Annotated in this window: 12 protein-coding genes; 9 read left to right on the forward strand and 3 right to left on the reverse strand. The window is 68.7% G+C overall.

Translation table 11 applies throughout. From position 1 onward, the window contains the following. Positions 1 to 97: 97 nt before the first annotated feature. Positions 98 to 334 (reverse strand): hypothetical protein, encoded by a 237-nt coding sequence (locus CEJ42_RS15150; protein WP_079217767.1) that lies wholly within the window; start codon positions 332 to 334, stop codon positions 98 to 100. Positions 335 to 646: 312 nt separating this feature from the next. Between CEJ42_RS15150 and CEJ42_RS15155 the strand changes: the two genes are divergently transcribed. Both CEJ42_RS15155 and CEJ42_RS15160 read left to right on the forward strand, forming a co-directional pair. Continuing rightward, entirely contained in the window at positions 647 to 2296 is a 1650-nt protein-coding gene (locus tag CEJ42_RS15155) for a methyl-accepting chemotaxis protein (protein ID WP_088751637.1), read from the forward strand. A 15-nt stretch (positions 2297 to 2311) separates the two neighbouring features. Further along, positions 2312 to 5071: a bifunctional diguanylate cyclase/phosphodiesterase gene (locus CEJ42_RS15160; protein WP_088751638.1), complete on the forward strand. Its 2760-nt coding sequence runs from the start codon at positions 2312 to 2314 to the stop codon at positions 5069 to 5071. On the opposite strand, the gene CEJ42_RS15165 is transcribed toward CEJ42_RS15160, so the two are convergent. Continuing rightward, entirely contained in the window at positions 5035 to 6600 is a 1566-nt protein-coding gene (locus CEJ42_RS15165) for an aminotransferase-like domain-containing protein (RefSeq protein WP_088751639.1), read from the reverse strand. The genes CEJ42_RS15160 and CEJ42_RS15165 overlap by 37 nt on opposite strands. 384 nt (positions 6601 to 6984) lie before the next feature. Between CEJ42_RS15165 and CEJ42_RS15170 the strand changes: the two genes are divergently transcribed. From CEJ42_RS15170 to CEJ42_RS15185, 4 genes are all read left to right on the forward strand, one after another. Continuing rightward, positions 6985 to 8103 (forward strand): sensor histidine kinase, encoded by a 1119-nt coding sequence (locus CEJ42_RS15170; protein WP_088751640.1) that lies wholly within the window; start codon positions 6985 to 6987, stop codon positions 8101 to 8103. Next, a complete protein-coding gene (locus tag CEJ42_RS15175; protein ID WP_088751641.1) occupies positions 8100 to 8750 on the forward strand; it encodes a response regulator transcription factor in 651 nt (216 codons plus the stop codon). The genes CEJ42_RS15170 and CEJ42_RS15175 overlap by 4 nt, the downstream gene beginning before the upstream one ends. Before the next feature lie 161 nt (positions 8751 to 8911). Further along, entirely contained in the window at positions 8912 to 9283 is a 372-nt protein-coding gene (locus CEJ42_RS15180) for a response regulator transcription factor (protein ID WP_237772411.1), read from the forward strand. Between the two features lie 31 nt (positions 9284 to 9314). Continuing rightward, positions 9315 to 11012, forward strand: a complete 1698-nt coding sequence (locus CEJ42_RS15185; RefSeq protein ID WP_088751642.1) for a putative bifunctional diguanylate cyclase/phosphodiesterase — start codon at positions 9315 to 9317, stop codon at positions 11010 to 11012. Positions 11013 to 11066: 54 nt separating this feature from the next. Here CEJ42_RS15185 and CEJ42_RS15190 read toward each other — a convergent pair whose 3' ends face one another. Continuing rightward, entirely contained in the window at positions 11067 to 11765 is a 699-nt protein-coding gene (locus CEJ42_RS15190; RefSeq protein WP_079217775.1) for a TetR/AcrR family transcriptional regulator, read from the reverse strand. A gap of 145 nt (positions 11766 to 11910) precedes the next feature. Between CEJ42_RS15190 and CEJ42_RS15195 the strand changes: the two genes are divergently transcribed. From CEJ42_RS15195 to CEJ42_RS15205, 3 genes are read left to right on the forward strand one after another with little or no spacing between them, the layout of a single operon-like run. Beyond that, positions 11911 to 13077, forward strand: a complete 1167-nt coding sequence (locus CEJ42_RS15195) for an efflux RND transporter periplasmic adaptor subunit (RefSeq protein ID WP_420840771.1) — start codon at positions 11911 to 11913, stop codon at positions 13075 to 13077. Beyond that, positions 13074 to 16229: an efflux RND transporter permease subunit gene (locus CEJ42_RS15200; protein ID WP_079217776.1), complete on the forward strand. Its 3156-nt coding sequence runs from the start codon at positions 13074 to 13076 to the stop codon at positions 16227 to 16229. Before CEJ42_RS15195 ends, CEJ42_RS15200 begins: the two co-directional genes overlap by 4 nt. Further along, a complete protein-coding gene (locus tag CEJ42_RS15205) occupies positions 16229 to 17698 on the forward strand; it encodes an efflux transporter outer membrane subunit (RefSeq protein ID WP_088751643.1) in 1470 nt (489 codons plus the stop codon). Before CEJ42_RS15200 ends, CEJ42_RS15205 begins: the two co-directional genes overlap by 1 nt. Position 17699: the final 1 nt, after the last annotated feature.

The raw sequence follows: 17699 nt of genomic DNA on the forward strand, positions 1-17699 counted from the left end.
GGTACGGCATTGCGCTGCGATGGTGTTGCGTCCGATGATGCGATCTTCCCCGGCGCCGCGCATCCATGCCAAGGTATGGGGCGGCGTGGCGCCGGCGCTACAGGTCGCCGCGCGCGATGCGCTGCGCCGCGAAGCTGCGGGCGGCGTCGATGGCCAGCGAACGGCTGGCCGCCGGCACCACCGTGTCGACCGGCTGGCGTTGCATCACGCAGATGCTGCGGTAGGAGGCCGAGCGTCCGCGGTAGATGGTGACGAAGGGCATCCACGCCGTGTTGCTCAGGTTGCGGAATGCCTCCAGCACGATTTCGTATTGGCCGATGATTTCGATATGCATGTTTCTTCCCCCGGGATGATCCATTTGCCGCCAGCATAGAAAGCCGCGCGCCGCAGCGCCATCCCACCATCGTCTGTATTCCCCATACCTTGGTCTGATCTGTACCGCATGGCCGAGGCGCCGTTCGCGTGCGCGCCAAACTGTGTTCCCCGTGCGTTGGCGACTGTGTACGCACAGCCGCGGGCGGCGAAATCCTAGACTCCCATCCGACAGCTATCAAAGGCTTCCAGCAGCCGTACCGGAGCCCGTGCCACAGGTGTGCGCACGGCGGGGGGAGCTTTTTTCTTGTTTTCTTGAAAAAGGGGAATCGACATGGGCATTGCTGGAAATCTTTCCATACGGGTACGTCTGGGCGGCGCCTTCGCCGTGGTGCTGGCGGCGATGGCGGTGCTGATCGGGGTCGGGATCAGCCAGGTGGGACGCATCTCCGACATCGAAGAGCGCGTGATGGACCAGGACTGGACCAAGCTGGAGGCCGCGCGCACCATCGACGCGCTGACCCGTTCCAACGTGGCCCGCCTGTTGTCGCTGTTCATCATCAACGACAAGGCGGAAGAAGAACGCGCGCTGGAACGCATCGACCTGAACATCCGCAAGGTGCTCGAGGCGCTGGACACGCTGGATCACCTGGTGGCCTCCGCGCAGGGCAAGCAGCTGGTGGGCGAGGTGCGCCAGGCGCGCAGGGACTACGCCGAATCTTTTGAGCGCGTGCGCAAGCTGCTGGCGCGCGACGAGGACCAGCAGGCCTCTGCACTGATGCGGCGCGAGACCCTGCCGGCCATCGAGCGGCTGCAGGAGTCGATCCGCCAGCTGATCGACTACCAGAACCGCATCGTGCAGGACAGCCGCGCCGAGTCGCGCCGCATCGTCGCTTCGGCGCGCAAGGTGATGATCGCGCTGGGCCTGGCGGCGATGCTGGCGGCCGCGGCGCTGGCCTGGTGGATCAGCCGCAGCATCACGCGGCCGCTGGCGCAGGCGGTGGGCTTCGCGCGCGCCGTGGCCGACGGCGACCTGCGGCTGCAGATCGGCGCCGCCGGGCGCGACGAGACAGGCCAGGTGCTCAGCGCCCTGTCGGACATGAACGGCGGACTGGGACGGATCATCTCGCAGGTGGCGGCAGGCTCGGCCTCGATCCTGCAGGCCTCGCGCGAGATCGCCCAGGGCAGCATGGACTTGTCGGCACGCACCGAGGCGCAGGCCTCTTCATTGGAAGAAACCGCCGCCTCGCTGGAGGAGCTGGCCGGCACCGTGCACCAGAACGCCGACCGCGCCCGCGACGCCAGCGCACTGGTGGCGGCCGCCGCCGACGCCGCGCATGAGGGCGGCGCCGCGGTGGAACGGGTGATCGGCACCATGGCCGCCATCGACCGCACCGCGCGCGAGGTGGTGGGCATCACCTCCATCATCGACGGCATCGCCTTCCAGACCAATATCCTGGCCCTGAACGCGGCGGTGGAGGCGGCGCGCGCCGGCGACACCGGCCGCGGCTTCGCGGTGGTGGCCGGCGAGGTGCGGGTGCTGGCGCAGCGCGCGGCCAAGTCGGCGCACGAGATCAAGCAACTGGTCGACGTCTCGATCCGCCAGGTGGAAGAGGGCGGGCGCCAGGTGGCCGAGGCCGGGCGCACCATCGACAGCGTGGTCGGCCAGGTGCGCGGCGCCGCCGCCACCATGTCGGAGATCGCGCTGGCCAGCGTCGAGCAGAGCGCCGGCATCGACCAGATCAACAGCGCCGTGGCGCAGATGGACCAGGTCACGCAGCAGAACGCCGCGCTGGTCGAAGAAACCGCATCGGCCGCCGCCTCGCTGTCGCAACAAGCCTTGCAGCTGGAGCGCGCCGCCGCGCGCTTCCAGCTGCCCGACCACCTGGCGCAGCGGCACGAGGCCATCGGCCCCGATGCATTGCCCGCCCCCGCCGTCGCGGCACGACCGGCCCTGCGCCTGGTCGCGCACGGCGGCATATGACCCGGAGAACGCATCATGTACAGGGAACCGCTTGAACCGCCGGGACTCAGCCGCGCCGTCATCGAATGGGGCGCCTACCTCGCGGTGCTGGTGTTTACGGCGCTGCTGATCGCCAATTTCGTCTGGTCCGAGCGGCGCCTGATCAAGGCCTCGGAGACCGCGCGCATGGAGTTGCAGGCGCGCATCATCGAGGAGAGCCTGGCGCACCAGTTCCAGGGCGTGCGCAACGCGCTGGAGAGCGCGCGCAACGCCGCGGCCGACGAGAAGCACTGCAACGCCGACTGCGAGCGCCTGCTGCTGCAATCCCTGAAGCGGGCCATGCCGGGCGTGCGCGCCATCGTGCTGCTCAACGCCGAGGGCCGCATCGCGCGCTCGGCCGACGACATCGAGGACCGTCATCTCGACGACCGCGATTTCCTTTCGCAGATCGCGCGCATGTATTCGCGCAACGTGCTGTACGTGTCGCAGCCGTTCGAGAACACGCCGGGCGTGTTCAACATCAAGCTGTCCATGCCGGTCATGGCGCCTGACGGCCGCATCGAGGGCGCGGTCAGCGCCATCCTCAACCCGGAGTACTTCGACGCCGTGATGCGCTCGGCGCTGTATGCCGACGACATGAACAGCGCCATCACCGGCGAGGACGGCCGGCGCCTGCTGTTCGTGCCGGCCAACGCGGCCGAGATGCGCCATCCGGCCGACGGCGGCGACGACTTCCTGCGCCGCCACCTGAGCGGCGGCAACGTCGTCAGCGTGATCACCGGCGCCGACCCCGGCGGCGAGCGCCGCATGGTGGTGCAGCGTACCGTGACCCAGGGCGAGCTGGGACTGGACAAGACCTTCGTCATCAGCCTCTCGCGCAGCGTCGAGCGCATCAATGCAGGCTGGCATGAACCGGCGCATTCCTACTTCGCGATGTGGATCGTGTTCGGGCTGCTGGGCGCGCTGGCGCTGTGGCTGATCCAGCGCCGCCGCCGCATCGCCCACGAGCTGGCCTGCCAGCGCGAGGCGCGCCATATCGAAATCACCGAGCGCATGGAACTGGCGGTCTCGGGCGCCAACCTCGGCCTGTGGGACTGGCATATCCCCAGCGACGTGCGCCGCGTCGACGCGCGCAGCAACGCCATCCTCGGCTATGCGCCGGAGTGCCAGTTCGATGCTCCCGGCGAATGGCGCTCGCTGGTCAACCCGGAGCACATGGACGCGCTGGACCACGCGCTGCGTTTGCACCTGGCCGACAGCAGCCACTCCTTTGAAGCCGAATACCAGATGCGCCACAAGGACGGCCACTGGGTCTGGATCCAGTGCCGCGGCAAGCTGGTGCAGCGCGACGCCCAGGGCCGGCCGCTGCGCATGGTCGGCACGCGCATGGACATCAGCGCGCGCAAAGAGGCCGAGGAAGAGATTGCGCGCCTGGCCTATTACGACGGCCTCACCAACCTGCCCAACCGGCGCCTGCTGCTGGACCGGCTGGGGCAGGCGGTGGCGCGCTGCGGCCGGGGCGGCTATCACGGCGCGGTGATCTTCGTCGACCTCGACAACTTCAAGTCGCTCAACGACACCATGGGCCACGACATGGGCGACCGCCTGCTGGAGCTGGTGGCGCTGCGCCTGAAGCAGGTCACGCGCGAGGTCGACACCGTGGCGCGTCTGGGCGGCGACGAGTTCGTGGTGCTGCTGGAGGATCTCGGCACCAGCGCCGAGGAGGCCGAGGCCAATGCCGAGTTCGTCTGCCGCAAGATCCTGGCCTCGCTCAACGCCGGCTATTCGATGGACGGCTATGAGGTGCGCAGCACGCCCAGCCTGGGCGTGGTGCTGTTCGGCGACGGCCGTCACACCGTCAACGACCTGCTGCGCCAGGCCGACATGGCGATGTACGAGGCCAAGGCGGCCGGGCGCAACACCTTCCGCTTCTTCAGTCCCGACATGCAGGACGTGCTGGACCAGATCGCCATGTTGGAGACCGACCTGCGCCACGCGCTGGTGCGCCGTGAACTGCTGCTGCACTACCAGCCCATCGTCAACGGCGACGGCAGCCTGGCCGGGGTGGAGGCGCTGATGCGCTGGCAGCATCCCCGGCGCGGGCTGGTGTATCCGGGCGCCTTCATCAGCCAGGCCGAGAAGTCCGGCCTGATCGTGGAGTTCGGCGAATGGGCGCTGGAGACGGCCTGCGAGCAGCTGGTGGCGTGGTCGCGGGATGCCGCCACCGAGCCGCTGACCATCGCCGTCAACGTCAGCGCGCGCCAGTTCCGCCAGCCCGAGTTCACGCAGCGCGTGCTGCACATCCTGGAGCGCACCGGCGCCAATCCGCGCCGCCTGAAGCTGGAGCTGACCGAGAGCATGCTGCTCACCGACGTCGACGACCTGATCCGCAAGATGAGCCAGCTCAAGGAGCGCGGCGTGGGGTTCTCGCTGGACGACTTCGGCACCGGCTATTCATCGCTGAGCTACCTGAAGAAGCTGCCGCTGGACCAGCTCAAGATCGACCGCTCCTTCGTGCAGGACATGCTGCTCACGCCGCATGCCTCGTCGATCGTGCGCACCATCGTCAGCCTGGCCCAGAGCATGGGCCTGCAGGTGGTGGCGGAGGGCGTGGAGACGGCGGAGCAGTGGGCGGCGCTGCGCAAGATCGGTTGCGCCACTTTCCAGGGCTACCTGTTCGGCAAGCCGGCCGCGGTCGAGGACATCGCGGCGCAGTTCATCCTGCGCGGCGAGCATCACGGGCGCTTGCCGCGCCAGCCTCAGCTGGCCTTGGTCAGCCCGCTGGCAGGCGCCTGAGCAGCTCCGGGAGCCGCGGCTGCGGCCTTGGCTGCCGGACGCGCAAGATCGGCGTTGGCGGCGTTGCCGGCATTGGCGAGGTTGGCGGCATGCGCGGCCAGCTCGTGGGTGATTTCGCCGAGCAGGCGCACCGCCTGTTCGATCTCGCGGTTCCAGGCGAAGCTGTAGTTCAGGCGGATGCAGTTGCCGAAGGATTCGGCGGTGCTGAACATATTGCCCGGCGCCACGCTGATGCCGGCGGCCTGGGCCCGCACATGCAGGTCCATGCCTTGCACGCCCGGCGGCAGCGTCACCCACAGCAGGTAGCCGCCGTTGGGCTCGGAGCATTGCGTGCCTGGCGGGAAGAAACGCAGCACCGCCGAGCGCATGATGCGCTCCTGCTGCGACAGCGTCTTGCGCAGGCGGCGCAGGTGGAAGTCGTAGCCCTCGTTCTGCAGGTATTCGGCGATGGCGCGCTGCGGGTGCGAGGGCATGGTGACGGTGTTGAGGAACTTGAGTCGCTCCACCGCCTGCCGGTAGCGTCCCGGCAGCGTCCAGCCGATGCGGTGCTCCGGCGTGAGGCTCTTGGAGAAGGAGCTGCAGTACAGCACCAGGCCGCTGCGGTCGAAGGCCTTGAGCGGGCGCGGGCGCTGCTCGGCGTAGTGCAGTTCGCCGTAGACATCGTTCTCGATCAGCGGCAGGTCGTGCGAGGCCATCAGGTCCACCAGCGCGCGCTTGCGTTCTTCGGGCATCTCGAAGCCCATCGGGTTCTGGAAGTTCGGCATCACGATGGCGCCGGCCACCTGGCCGGATTCGATCACCGCGTTCAGCGACGGCAGGTCGATGCCGTTCTGCGGATCGGTGGCCACCGGCACCGCGCGCATGCCGATGCGCTCGATCGCGTGCAGCAGCGCGTAGTAGGTCGGCGCTTCCACCGCGATGCCGTCGCCGGGGCGGGAGATGGCCTGCAGGCAAAGGTGGATGGCTTCGGTGGCGCCTTCGGTGATGACGATCTCGGCGGCGTTGACCGCCAGCCCGGTCTCGAGATGGCGGCGCGCCACCTGGCGGATCAGTTCGGCGTTGCCCGGCGGCAGCGAGCCCATCAGCTCCTGGCGGTCGCGCCGCTTGTAGAAGCCGTGGGCCAGCTGGCTGATGCGCGCCGACGGAAACAGCGACGGGTCGGGATAGGGCGAGCCCAGCGGAATGCGGTCGGCCGAATTGATGGAGCGCATGTTGGACAGCACCAGCGCGGCGGGCGCCATGTCGGGGCCGGCCGCCGGCTCCACGGCATGCGGCGCGCCCTGCGGCGCGAGGGCGGAAAGGCCGGCGCCGTCCGGCGCTTGCCGCATGCGCACGAAGTAGCCCGACTGCGGCCGGCTCTCGATCAGGCCGCGGCTTTCCAGCAACAGGTAGGCGCGGATGACGGTGGAGATGCTGAGCTGGTATTGCTGGCTGGTGCGGCGTACCGAAGGGATCTTCTCGCCTTCGAGCATGATGCCGTCCTCGATCTGCGTGCGGATCGTCTCGGCGAGTTGTTCATAGAGCTTCACTGTGCCTCCCGTGGGCGCGGAATCTGGATGAACGCATCGTATGACCGGCGCCGCGGCCGCGCCAATCATACGAGAGTATGAACGGATTTGCCGTCCGGAAAATTTCCCGGCGGCGGGGTGAAAACGGATGTTCCTGCAGCATGGGAGATGCGTGGTGTTCGCCTTCGGACCGGCTCCCCGGGAGCGGCCTGGGCCTACCTATACTTTGGTGTAATACGCGTATCCATACAAATGTCAGACATTTATACTCGTGTTCGGCAAAAAGGGAAACGGCCTCAAGACGGGCGTTTTCCCGACATAGACAACGATTGATCCGGTCGGCGCGCGAGGGGCGCGCAGCCGCGGTTCCGCAGCGCGGGACGGTGGCGCCGGACAGGAGAATGCATGTTCATTTCCACCCGCTCGCCGCTGGTGCCCGTGGTCGCCCTGGGGCTGGCCGCGGCGATCTTCGCCGTCGATGCGCTCACGCCGCTGGATGTGGCCATCGCCGTGCTCTACGTGGCGGTGGTGCTGCTGTCGGTGGCGGTATGGCCGCGCCGCGGCGTGATCGCCGTCACCGGGCTGTGCATCGCGCTTACGCTGATCGCCTACGGCATGTCGCACGGCTTCGCGCAGAACGATGCGGCGCTGGCGCGCTGCCTGGTCAGCCTGGCGGCCATCGCCATCACCGGTTTTCTCGCCCTCAAGGGGCAGGCCGCGGCGCTGGCGCTGCTGGAGCGCGAGGAGGCCCTGAACCAGGCGCGCGGCCAGCTGGCCCACGCCAGCCGCGTCAGCACGCTGGGCGAGCTGGCCGCGTCCATCGCGCACGAGGTCAACCAGCCGCTGGCCGCCATCGAGACCCACGGCGAAGCCTGCCTGCGCTGGATGAACCGGCCCGAGCCCGACCTGGGCGAGGTGCGCACGGCGGTGCAGGCCATGCAGCGCGACGCCCGCCGCGCCAGCGAAGTGATCCGCCGCATCCGCGGCATGGCCAGCCAGTCCGCGCCCGCCTTCATCGCGCTCGACGTCAACGAGGTCGTGGCCGAGAGCTGCGACCTGCTGCGCCGTGAATTGCAGCGCCACGGCGCGGGGTTGAAACTGGACCTGCAATCGGACCTGCCCGCGGTCAAGGCCGACAAGATCCAGTTGCAGCAGGTGATCATCAACCTGGTGATGAACGCCGCCCAGGCCATGGCCGGCGCCGGCGCGCGCGAGCGCCGCATCGAGGTGCGCTCCTTCGTCGACCGCGGCGGGGACGGCCAGAACGGCCAGCACGCCGACGCGCCGGCGGTAGTGGTCGAGATCGCCGACAGCGGGCCGGGCTTCGCGCCGGACGACCTGAAGCGCCTGTTCGACGCCTTTTTCACCACCAAGCAGGACGGCATGGGCATGGGCTTGCCGATCTGCCGCTCCATCATCGAGTCCCACGGCGGCGCCATCCGCGCCTGGAACCGCGCGCCGCAAGGCGCGGCGATGGCTTTTCGCATTCCCGTCGCGGCATCGGCCGTGGAGCTTCCCGCATGAATCCCGCCACCGCCAGGCCCGACGCCACCCCCATCGTCTACATCGTCGACGACGACGATTCTCTGCGCGGCGCGCTCGACAGCCTGCTGCGCTCGGTCGGCCTGCAGGTGCGCGGCTACGCCAGCGCCGCCGCCTTCCTGCAACGCCCGGCTTCGGACGCGCCCGGCTGCCTGTTGCTGGACGTGCGCCTGCACGGCATCAGCGGGCTGGATTTCCAGGCCGAGCTGGCCAGGTCCGGCGTGACCATGCCGGTGATCCTGATGACCGGCCACGGCGACATCCCGATGAGCGTGCGTGCCATGAAGGCCGGCGCCATCGATTTCCTGACCAAGCCCTTCCGCGACCAGGACCTGCTGGACGCGGTGGCCGCCGCCCACGACAAGGACCGGCGCCAGCTCGAGCAGCGCCAGGCCAGCTCCGGCCTGCACACGCGCTACGCGGCGCTGACCCCGCGCGAATCGGAGGTGATGTGGCTGGCCGTGAGCGGACTGCTCAACAAGCAGATCGCCGGCGAGCTGGGCACCAGCGAGGTCACCGTCAAGATCCATCGCGGCAACGCCATGAAGAAGATGCAGGCCAAGTCCTTCGCCGACCTGGTGCGCATGGCGCAGGCGCTGGAGCAGGGCGGCTTCAGGCCGCGCTCCTGACGGCATTTCGTGCCTTGCGCGCAAGTTTTCCCGCGCCGCCGCGTTCATCCCCCGTCATCGTCTTTTGCTCTCATACCAACGTATGATTTTCGGCCCGGCCGCCGGTTGCTAACCTGCAAGCAACCGTCGGCGCCATGCCGCGGGCCAGCCAAGGATATGTAGTGACAAAGACAAGCAAGATCGCGGTAGTGGATGATGACGGTTCGATGCGGGACGCCCTCTCGGCGCTGGTGCGCTCGATCGGCATGGCGGTGGCGAGCTACGCGTCGGCCGACGCGTTCGTCGCCGCGCAAGGCTTCGACGACGCCGACTGCATCATCACCGACGTGCAGATGCCCGGCATGAGCGGCATCGAACTGCTCGAATTCATCCGGCGCCGGCGCCTGGCCACGCCCGTGATCGTGATCACCGCCTATCCCTCGGCGGCGCTGCAGGCGCGCGCCATGGCCGCCGGCAACGCCAGCTTCATGGGCAAGCCGTTCGACGGCAACGACATGGTCAACCGGATCGAGCAGGTGCTGGCGCAGCCCTGACGCGCACCGACAATCCCAGGGGGGAACCGCAATGGAAAACCTGATGCAGCACGGCGCGCAGCGCCGCTGGAAAGAAAGCATGCAGGCGCGCCTGCCGCAGGACTGGGACGAGCGCATGCGCCACATGCTGGTGCGCCACACGCGCTGGCCGATCTACCTGCTGCTGACGGTGGTGGTGGCCTGCGGCATCGGCCTGTCCATCTTCATGCAGCAGACCGTGGAAAACATCCGCGACGCCGCCGAGCCGCTGGTGCATTGGGGGTTGACGGCCAAGGACATGCACGGCGTCACCGAGCTGCTGCGCGAGGGCGGCATGGTGGACGTCAACATCAACCGCATCGCGCGCCTGGTGCACTGGTTCAACCTGCTGGCGCTGACCACGGCGCTGTTCATGATGTACCACATCTGGGCGCGCTTTCGTTCCGAAGACGCGCTGGCCCACCAGGCCGCGCATGATCCGCTGACCGGGCTGGGCCACCGCCGTTCGCTGGAGCAGCGCCTGCGCCGGCTGCGCGGCCGCGGCCATGCGCTGGTGCTGGGCAGCGTGGACCGTTTCGAGCGCGTCATCGGCGCCTACGGCCACGAGTTCGCCGACCAGATGATGCTGGACATCGCCGGGCGCCTGCGCGCCGTGGCCGCCGCGCACCAGGGCGAGGTGTTCCGCCTGGACGGCGCCAACTTCGTGATCCTGTATCGCCACGCCGTGCATTCGCCGGGCTTCGCGCGCGCGCTCATGGCCCTGCAGGCGGACATGCAGCGGCCGTTCAGCAGCCGCGCGCATGAGGTGTTCTCCGACCTCAGCCTGGGCGCCGCCGAATATCCGCGCCACGGCACCGAGCCGGCCGTGCTGCTGCGCAACGCCGACGCCGCGCTGCAGTCGGCGCGCGCGCTGGGCGGCAACACGCTGGTGGCCTACTCGGAGGAGCTCAACGCCGAGGCCGCGCGCCGCCTCGACCTGGAGGCGCAGCTGGTGCATGCGGTGGAGCGCGACGAGCTCGAGCTGCACCTGCAGCCGCAACAGCGGCTGGACGACGGCGAGCTGGTGGGTTTCGAGGCGCTGGTGCGCTGGCGTCGGGGCGGCGAGCTGGTGTCGCCGGGCGAGTTCATTCCCATCGCCGAAGAGTCCGGGCTGGTCATCGCCATCGGCGAGTGGGTGCTGGAGCGCGCCTGCGCGCAGATCATCGCGCTGCGCGAGATGACCGGGCGCGACTTCGTGGTGGCGGTCAACATCTCGGCGCGCCAGTTCCGCCATCCCGGTTTCTACGCGACGATAGAGGCATTGCTGGCGCGCACCGGCGTGAACCCGGCCAGCCTGGAGCTGGAGATCACCGAGGGCGCCGTGATGGAGCACACCGAGGCCGCCGTCGGGCTGCTGCACAAGCTGCGCGCGCTGGGACTGAAACTGTCGATCGACGACTTCGGCACCGGTTATTCGTCGCTGTCCTATCTCAAGCGCTTTCCCATCGACAAGCTCAAGATCGACCAGTCCTTCGTACGCCAGCTCAAGCCCAATTCGCAGGACGCCGCCATCGTACAGGCCGTGATCGGCCTGGGTCACACGCTGGGCATCAAGGTCATCGCCGAGGGCGTGGAAACCATCGAGCAGCGCGAGTGGCTCAAGCGTCTGGCCTGCGACGAGATCCAGGGCTATTTCTACAGCCGGCCGCTGGCCGAGCCGCAGTTGTTTGCCTTTGTGATCCGGCAATGCCGCGCCGAGGCCGCCGCCTAGGGCGCGGCCTGTTCCAGATATCCACAGGGGAAGGGCGCGGGCGGGCCCGGCGCGTCAGGCCGCTTTCGTCTTCTTTGCCGCCGGTTTGCGAACCGGCGTTTTTTTTGCGGCCGGCGATGCCGCTGGCGCGTCGTCCGGCGCCGGCACCGCGATCGACGCCTTGAGGAACCACGACAGCACCGACTCCGCCGTCCTGCCGTCCACCATGTCCGGCGCGCAGCGGTGCGAGAAGCTCACGCCCTCGCACAGCGCCATCAGGCCGATGGCGATTTCGCGCGGCGGGGCGGCCGGGGCGGTGCCGGTCAGCCTGGAAAACATCTCCACGAATTCGGCGATCTGGCGGTAGCGTTCTTCCAGGAAACCATTGAGCGCGGTGCGGAATTTCTCGTCGCGCACGGCGACGATGCGCGCCTCCATCCACAGCAGGCTGCACTTGTCGCCCTGGTAGAGCTGCGAATAATGCCGCGCGACTTCTTCCTGCAGGGCGGCGGGATCGTCGACCGGGCCGCTCAGCATGCGGTGGAATTCCTGGTCGATTTCCTCGCCTTCGCGGCGCAGCAGCTCGAAGAAGAGCTGGGTCTTGTCCTCGAAGTTGGAGTAGAAGGCGCCGCGCGAATAGCCGGCGGCGGCGCTGATGTCTTCCACGCTGGCCAGCGGGAATCCCTTTTCCATGAATACGGTATGGGCCGCGTCCAGCAGCCTTTCCCTGGTCTGCTCCCGGCTTTGCTCGCGGCTGAGTCGTTGGCGTGTCATGGGGCGAATTTTAGCACTCATGAATTCAAATACAAGGTTGCATCTGAATTCAACTCCGTATTAGAATCCGACAAAATCTGAAGCAGTTGCCCGGGAGTCGGAGCGCACAGCGATCCGGACATCCACTTTCCACGAAAGGAACGTTGTGAAGCTCGCCCTCCATTCCCGCCTGCGCAGCCTGCCTGCGCGCGTATCCGTATCTGTTTCCGGCGCGCCGCGCCTGTTGCCCGTCCTGTTGTCCCTGTCCACGGTCCTGACCCTCGCCGCCTGCAGCAAGCCCGCCCCGGTGGCCGAGGCGCCGCGCGAGGTGGTGGTCCTGCAGGCCCAGCAGCGCGACGGTGCGCAGGCCCTGCTGTTGCCGGCCGAGGTGCAATCGCGCTTCGTCACGGCGATGTCCTTCCGGGTGGCCGGCCAGCTGGTGGAGCGCCGCGTGCATCTGGGCGACACGGTGCGCAAGGGCCAGGTGGTGGCGCGCCTCGATCCGGCCGACGCTGAACACAACGCCGCCAGCGCGCGCGCCGACCTGGACTCGGCCCGCCAGCACCTGGAGGCGGCGCAGAAGCAGCTCCGGCGCGACACCGAGCAGGCGCGCGAAAACCTGATCAGCGCCCAGCAGCTGGAACAGAGCCAGGACGCCCACGCCGCCGCGCAAGCCCAGTTCAAGGCCGCGCAGGCGCGCGCCGCGGTGGCCGGCAACCAGCGCGGCTACACCTCGCTGCTGGCCGAACACGATGGCCTCATCAGCGCCGAGCAGGCCAATACCGGCGACGTGCTCTCGGCCGGGCAGGCGGTGTTCTCGCTGGCCTGGTCGGGCGCGGTGGATGTGATCACCGACGTGGCCGACAGCCAGGTCGCGCGCATCAGGCCGGGCGCATCGGCCACCGTCACGCTGGGCGCCCTGCCGGGCAAGAGTTTCAGCGCGCGCGTGCGTGAAGTCAGTCCGGCGGCCGATCCGCAGAGCCGCACCTATCGCGTCAAGGTCACGCTGGAGCAGCCCGACGCCTCGCTGCGCCTGGGCATGATCGGCGAGGTCGCCATCGCGCCCGCGCGTGAAGCGTCCGCGGCGCAGGTGATGGTGCTGCCGGCCACCGCGCTGTTCCACCAGGGCGACAAGCCGGCCGTCTGGATCGTGCGCGACGGCAAGCTGGAGTTGCGTCCGGTGACGGTGGCAGGTTACGGCGAGCGCAGCATCACGCTCACGCAGGGCGTGGCCGCCGAAGACAAGGTGGTGGTGCAGGGCGTGCATACGCTGACCGCCGGCGAGAAGGTCAAGCCCATCGCCCCGCTGCACGCCGAGGACTTCGCACTATGAGCGCGCCCGGCCGTTTCAATCTTTCTTCCTGGACGCTGCAACACCAGGCGCTGGTGACCTTCATCCTGGCGCTGGTGACGCTGCTGGGCATGGGCTCCTACAACCGGCTCTCGCAGTCCGAAGACCCGCCGTTCACCTTCAAGGTGATGGTGATCCAGACCGACTGGCCGGGCGCCACCGCGCGCCAGGTGCAGGAGCAGATCACCGACCGCATCGCGCGCAAGCTGCAGGAGACGCCTGACGTCGACTTCCTGCGCAGTTATTCGCGCCCGGGCCAGTCGCAGCTGTTCTTCACCATCAAGGACACCGCGCCCGCCGCCCAGGTGCCCAAGACCTGGTACCAGGTGCGCAAGAAGGTCGGCGACATCGCCGCCACCCTGCCGCAGGGCGTGCATGGTCCTTACTTCAACGACGAGTTCGGCGACGTCTATACCAACATCTACGCGCTCGAAGGCGACGGCTTTTCGCCGGCGCAGCTGCGCGACTACGCCGACCAGCTGCGCGGCGAGCTGTTGCGCGTGCCCGGCGTGGGCAAGATCGATTACTTCGGCGACCGCGAAGAGCGCATCTACATCGACATCTCCAACGCGCAGATGACGCGCCTGGGCATCAGCCCGCAGCAACTGGCCGACGCCATCGGCGGCCAGAACGCGGTGGTGCCGGGCGGCCTGGTCACCACCGGCAACGACCGCGTCTACGTGCGCCCCACCGGTCAGTTCACCGACATGCGCGCGATCGAGAACAAGATCGTCCACATCAACAACCGCAATTTCCGGCTGGGCGATATCGCCGCCGTGAAGCGCGGCTACGAAGAGCCGCAGCAGCAGGAGATGCGCTCCAACGGCAAGCCGGTGCTGGGCATCGGCGTGACCATGCAGCCCGGCGGCGACGTCATCCGCCTGGGCAAGGCGCTCGACGCGCGCACCGAGGAGTTGCGCAAGCGGCTGCCGGCGGGCCTGGCGCTGACCCCGGTCTCCAGCATGCCGCACGCGGTGGAAAAATCGGTGGACGACTTCCTCGAAGCCGTGGCCGAGGCGGTCGCCATCGTGCTGGTGGTGAGCCTGGTGTCGCTGGGCATCCGCACCGGCATGGTGGTGGTGATCTCGATCCCCATCGTGCTGGCGGTTACCGCCCTGTTCATGTACATGTTCGACATCGGCCTGCACAAGGTCTCGCTGGGCACGCTGGTGCTGGCGCTGGGCCTGCTGGTGGACGACGCCATCATCGCCGTCGAGATGATGGCGGTGAAGCTGGAGCAGGGCTGGAACCGCCGCCGCGCGGCCGCCTTCGCCTACACCAGCACCGCCTTCCCGATGCTGACCGGCACGCTGGTGACGGTGTCGGGCTTCCTGCCGATCGCGCTGGCCAAGTCCGGCACCGGCGAATACACGCGTTCCATCTTCGAGGTCTCGGCCATCGCGCTGCTGCTGTCGTGGCTGGCGGCGGTGGTGCTGATTCCGCTCCTGGGCTATCACATGCTGAAGGAGAAGCCCGACGCGCTCACCGACGAGCAGATCGCCGCCAATCCGCACGCCGGGCATGACGAGGAAGACCACGACCATCCGATCTACCAGACCAGGATCTACACCCGCCTGCGCAAGATGGTGGCCTGGTGCGTGGCCTATCGCGGCCGCGTGGTGATCGCCACGGCGCTGCTGTTCTTCGGTTCGCTGGCGGCGTTCGGCCTGGTGCCGCAGCAGTTCTTCCCGAGTTCGGACCGCCCCGAGTTGCTGATCGACCTGCGCCTGCCGGAGCGCGCTTCCTTCGAGGCCACGCAGCGCGAGGCGCAGCGCATGGAAGCGGTGCTGAAGGGTCGCCCGCAGATCGACCACGTGATCAGCTTCGTCGGCACCGGCGCGCCGCGCTTCTACCTGCCGCTGGACCAGCAGCTGCCCAGCGCCAACTTCGCACAGTTCGTGGTCACCGCCAAGTCGGTGGAAGACCGCGAGGCCCTGGCCCGCGCGCTGGAAGAACCGCTGCGCACCCAGTTCGGCGGCCTGCGCACGCGCCTGACGCGCCTGGAGAACGGTCCGCCGGTGGGATTCCCGGTGCAGTTCCGCGTCAGCGGCGAGCAGATCCCCAAGGTGCGCGCCATCGCCGAGCAGGTGGCCGCCGAGATCCGCAAGGAGAGTCGCGCCACCAACGTGCAGTTCGACTGGGATGAGCCGGCGCAGCGTTCGGTGTCCTTCGAGATCGACCAGAAACGCGCGGGCGAGCTGGGCCTCTCTTCGCAGCAGATCTCCAACTTCCTGGCCATGCAATTGTCCGGCTACACCGTGACCCAGTACCGCGAACGCGACAAGCTGGTCAGCGTCGATCTGCGCGCCCCGCGCAGCGAGCGCGTCGATCCGTCGCGCCTGGCCACGCTGTCCATGCCGACGGCCAACGGCCCGGTGCCGCTGGCCACGCTGGGCCGCTTCCACAACACGCTGGAATACGGCGTGATCTGGGAGCGCGACCGCCAGCCCACCCTGACCGTGCTGGCCGACGTGCGCGCCGGCGTGCAGGGCATCGACGTCACCAACACCGTGAACGAGAAGCTCAATGCGCTGCGCGCCGAGCTGCCGGTGGGTTACCGCATCGACGTCGGCGGCCCGGTGGAGGAAAACGCCAAGGCGCAGTCCTCGATCTCGGCGCAGATGCCGCTGATGGTGATCGCCGTGCTGCTGCTGCTGATGGTGCAGCTGCAAAGCTTCGGTCGCACCATGATGGTGGTGATGACCGCGCCGCTGGGTTTGATCGGGGTGGTCGGCGCGCTGTTGCTGTTCCACCAGCCGTTCGGCTTCGTCGCCATGTTGGGTACTATCGCCATGCTGGGCATCATCATGCGCAACTCGGTGATCCTGGTCGACCAGATCGAGCAGGACATCGCCGCCGGTCGCGGCCGCTTCGACGCCATCGTCGGCGCCACGGTGCGCCGCTTCCGCCCGATCACGCTGACCGCAGCGGCGGCGGTGCTGGCGCTGATTCCGCTGTTGCGCAGCAATTTCTTCGGCCCGATGGCCACCGCCTTGATGGGCGGCATCACCATCGCCACCGTGCTGACTCTGTTCTACCTGCCGGCGCTGTACGCGCTGTGCTACCGGGTCAAGCCCAATGAAACCCATCACGCCGGCGATGCCGCTGTTGGCCACGCGCAAGGGAGCCACTGATGCCTACCCATGAATCCTTCAAGCCCGCGCTGCCTGCGCTGTTGGCGGCGCTGATCCTGTCGGGCTGCGCCCTCGGCCCCAGCGGCGATGCGCCCAAGGTGCCGCAGCCGGAGCACTACGCGGTGGAAGCCACGCCGCCGTCCATCGGTCCCGACGGCGCGCGCCAGCAGTTCGTGCTCGGCCAGCGCGCGGTGCCGCAGTGGTGGCAGGCCTACGGCTCGTCCGACCTGTCGGCCTGGGTGGACGAGGCGCTGCGGCACAACCATTCGCTGGCCCAGGCCGAGCGCAGCCTGGCCGGCGCCAAGGAACAGCTGCGCGGACAGATCGACGAATCGCTGTGGCCCAAGGTCGACGCCGTCGGCCAGGCCACGCGCCAGCGCGCGCTGGGCCTGCCGACGATGGGGCCGCCGACCAACCTGTACAACGTCTTCGCCGGCGAGATCACCGCCAGCTACACCTTCGACCTGTTCGGCGTGGAGCGCTATGCCAACTCGGCGCTGGCGGCCCAGGTCGATGCGCAGTCCTACCAGTTCGACGCCGCGCGGCGCACGCTGGCGGCCAACGTGGTGATCACCGCCATCAACGCGGCTTCCCTGCGCGCCCAGGTCGCGCATACCGAGCGCCTGGTGGCGCTGGCCGATGCCGACGCCGACGAGATGCAGCGGCGCGCCGCCACCGGCGCGGTCGCGGCCGACGACGTGCTGGCGGCGAAGGCCAACGCGCAGTCACTGCGCGCCGGCTTGCCGGGCATGAAGTCGCAATGGCAGGCCATGCGCCACGCGCTGGCCGTGCTGATGGGGCGCACGCCCGACAACGCGCCGGCCGATCTGGACATCGCCGCGCTGCGCCTGCCCGAGAGCGTGCCGCTGTCGGTGCCGTCCGACCTGCTGCGCCAGCGTCCCGACATCCTGGCCGCCGACGCCGCGCTGAAGGTGGCCGCCGCGCAGGAGGCGCTGGCCACCGCCGAGATGTTCCCCAGCCTCTCGATCAACGCTTCGTTCGGGCAGTCCGGCTTCACCTGGCCCAAGGCGACCGGCGCTGCGGGCGCGGTGTGGGGGCTGGGCGCGTCGATCACCCAGCCGATCTTCCACGGCGGCGCCTTGCGCGCGCGCCGCAAGGCCGCGCAGGAGGCCTACCTGGCCTCGGAAGACAACTACCGGCAGACCGTGCTGAACGCCTTCCAGAACGTGGCCGACAGCCTGGTGGCGCTGACCCAGGATGCCGATGCGCTGCAAGCCGCAGCCACCGCGCGCGGCCACAGCGAGCAGAGCTGGCGCAACGCCCAGCGCCGCACCGCGCTGGGGGCGGTGCCGCCCAGCTTCGCGCGCGCCGGCGAGCGCCAGTACCTCAACGCGCGCCTGGGCGAGATCCGCGCTACCGCGACCCGGCTGGCCGATACCGCGACGCTGTTTCAGGCCATGGGCGTGAGCATCGACACGCCTGCCGAGCCGAAGAAGGACGTGCGCTGAT

The organism is Herbaspirillum robiniae (genome assembly GCF_002213415.1).
Taxonomy (GTDB): domain Bacteria; phylum Pseudomonadota; class Gammaproteobacteria; order Burkholderiales; family Burkholderiaceae_D; genus Herbaspirillum; species Herbaspirillum robiniae.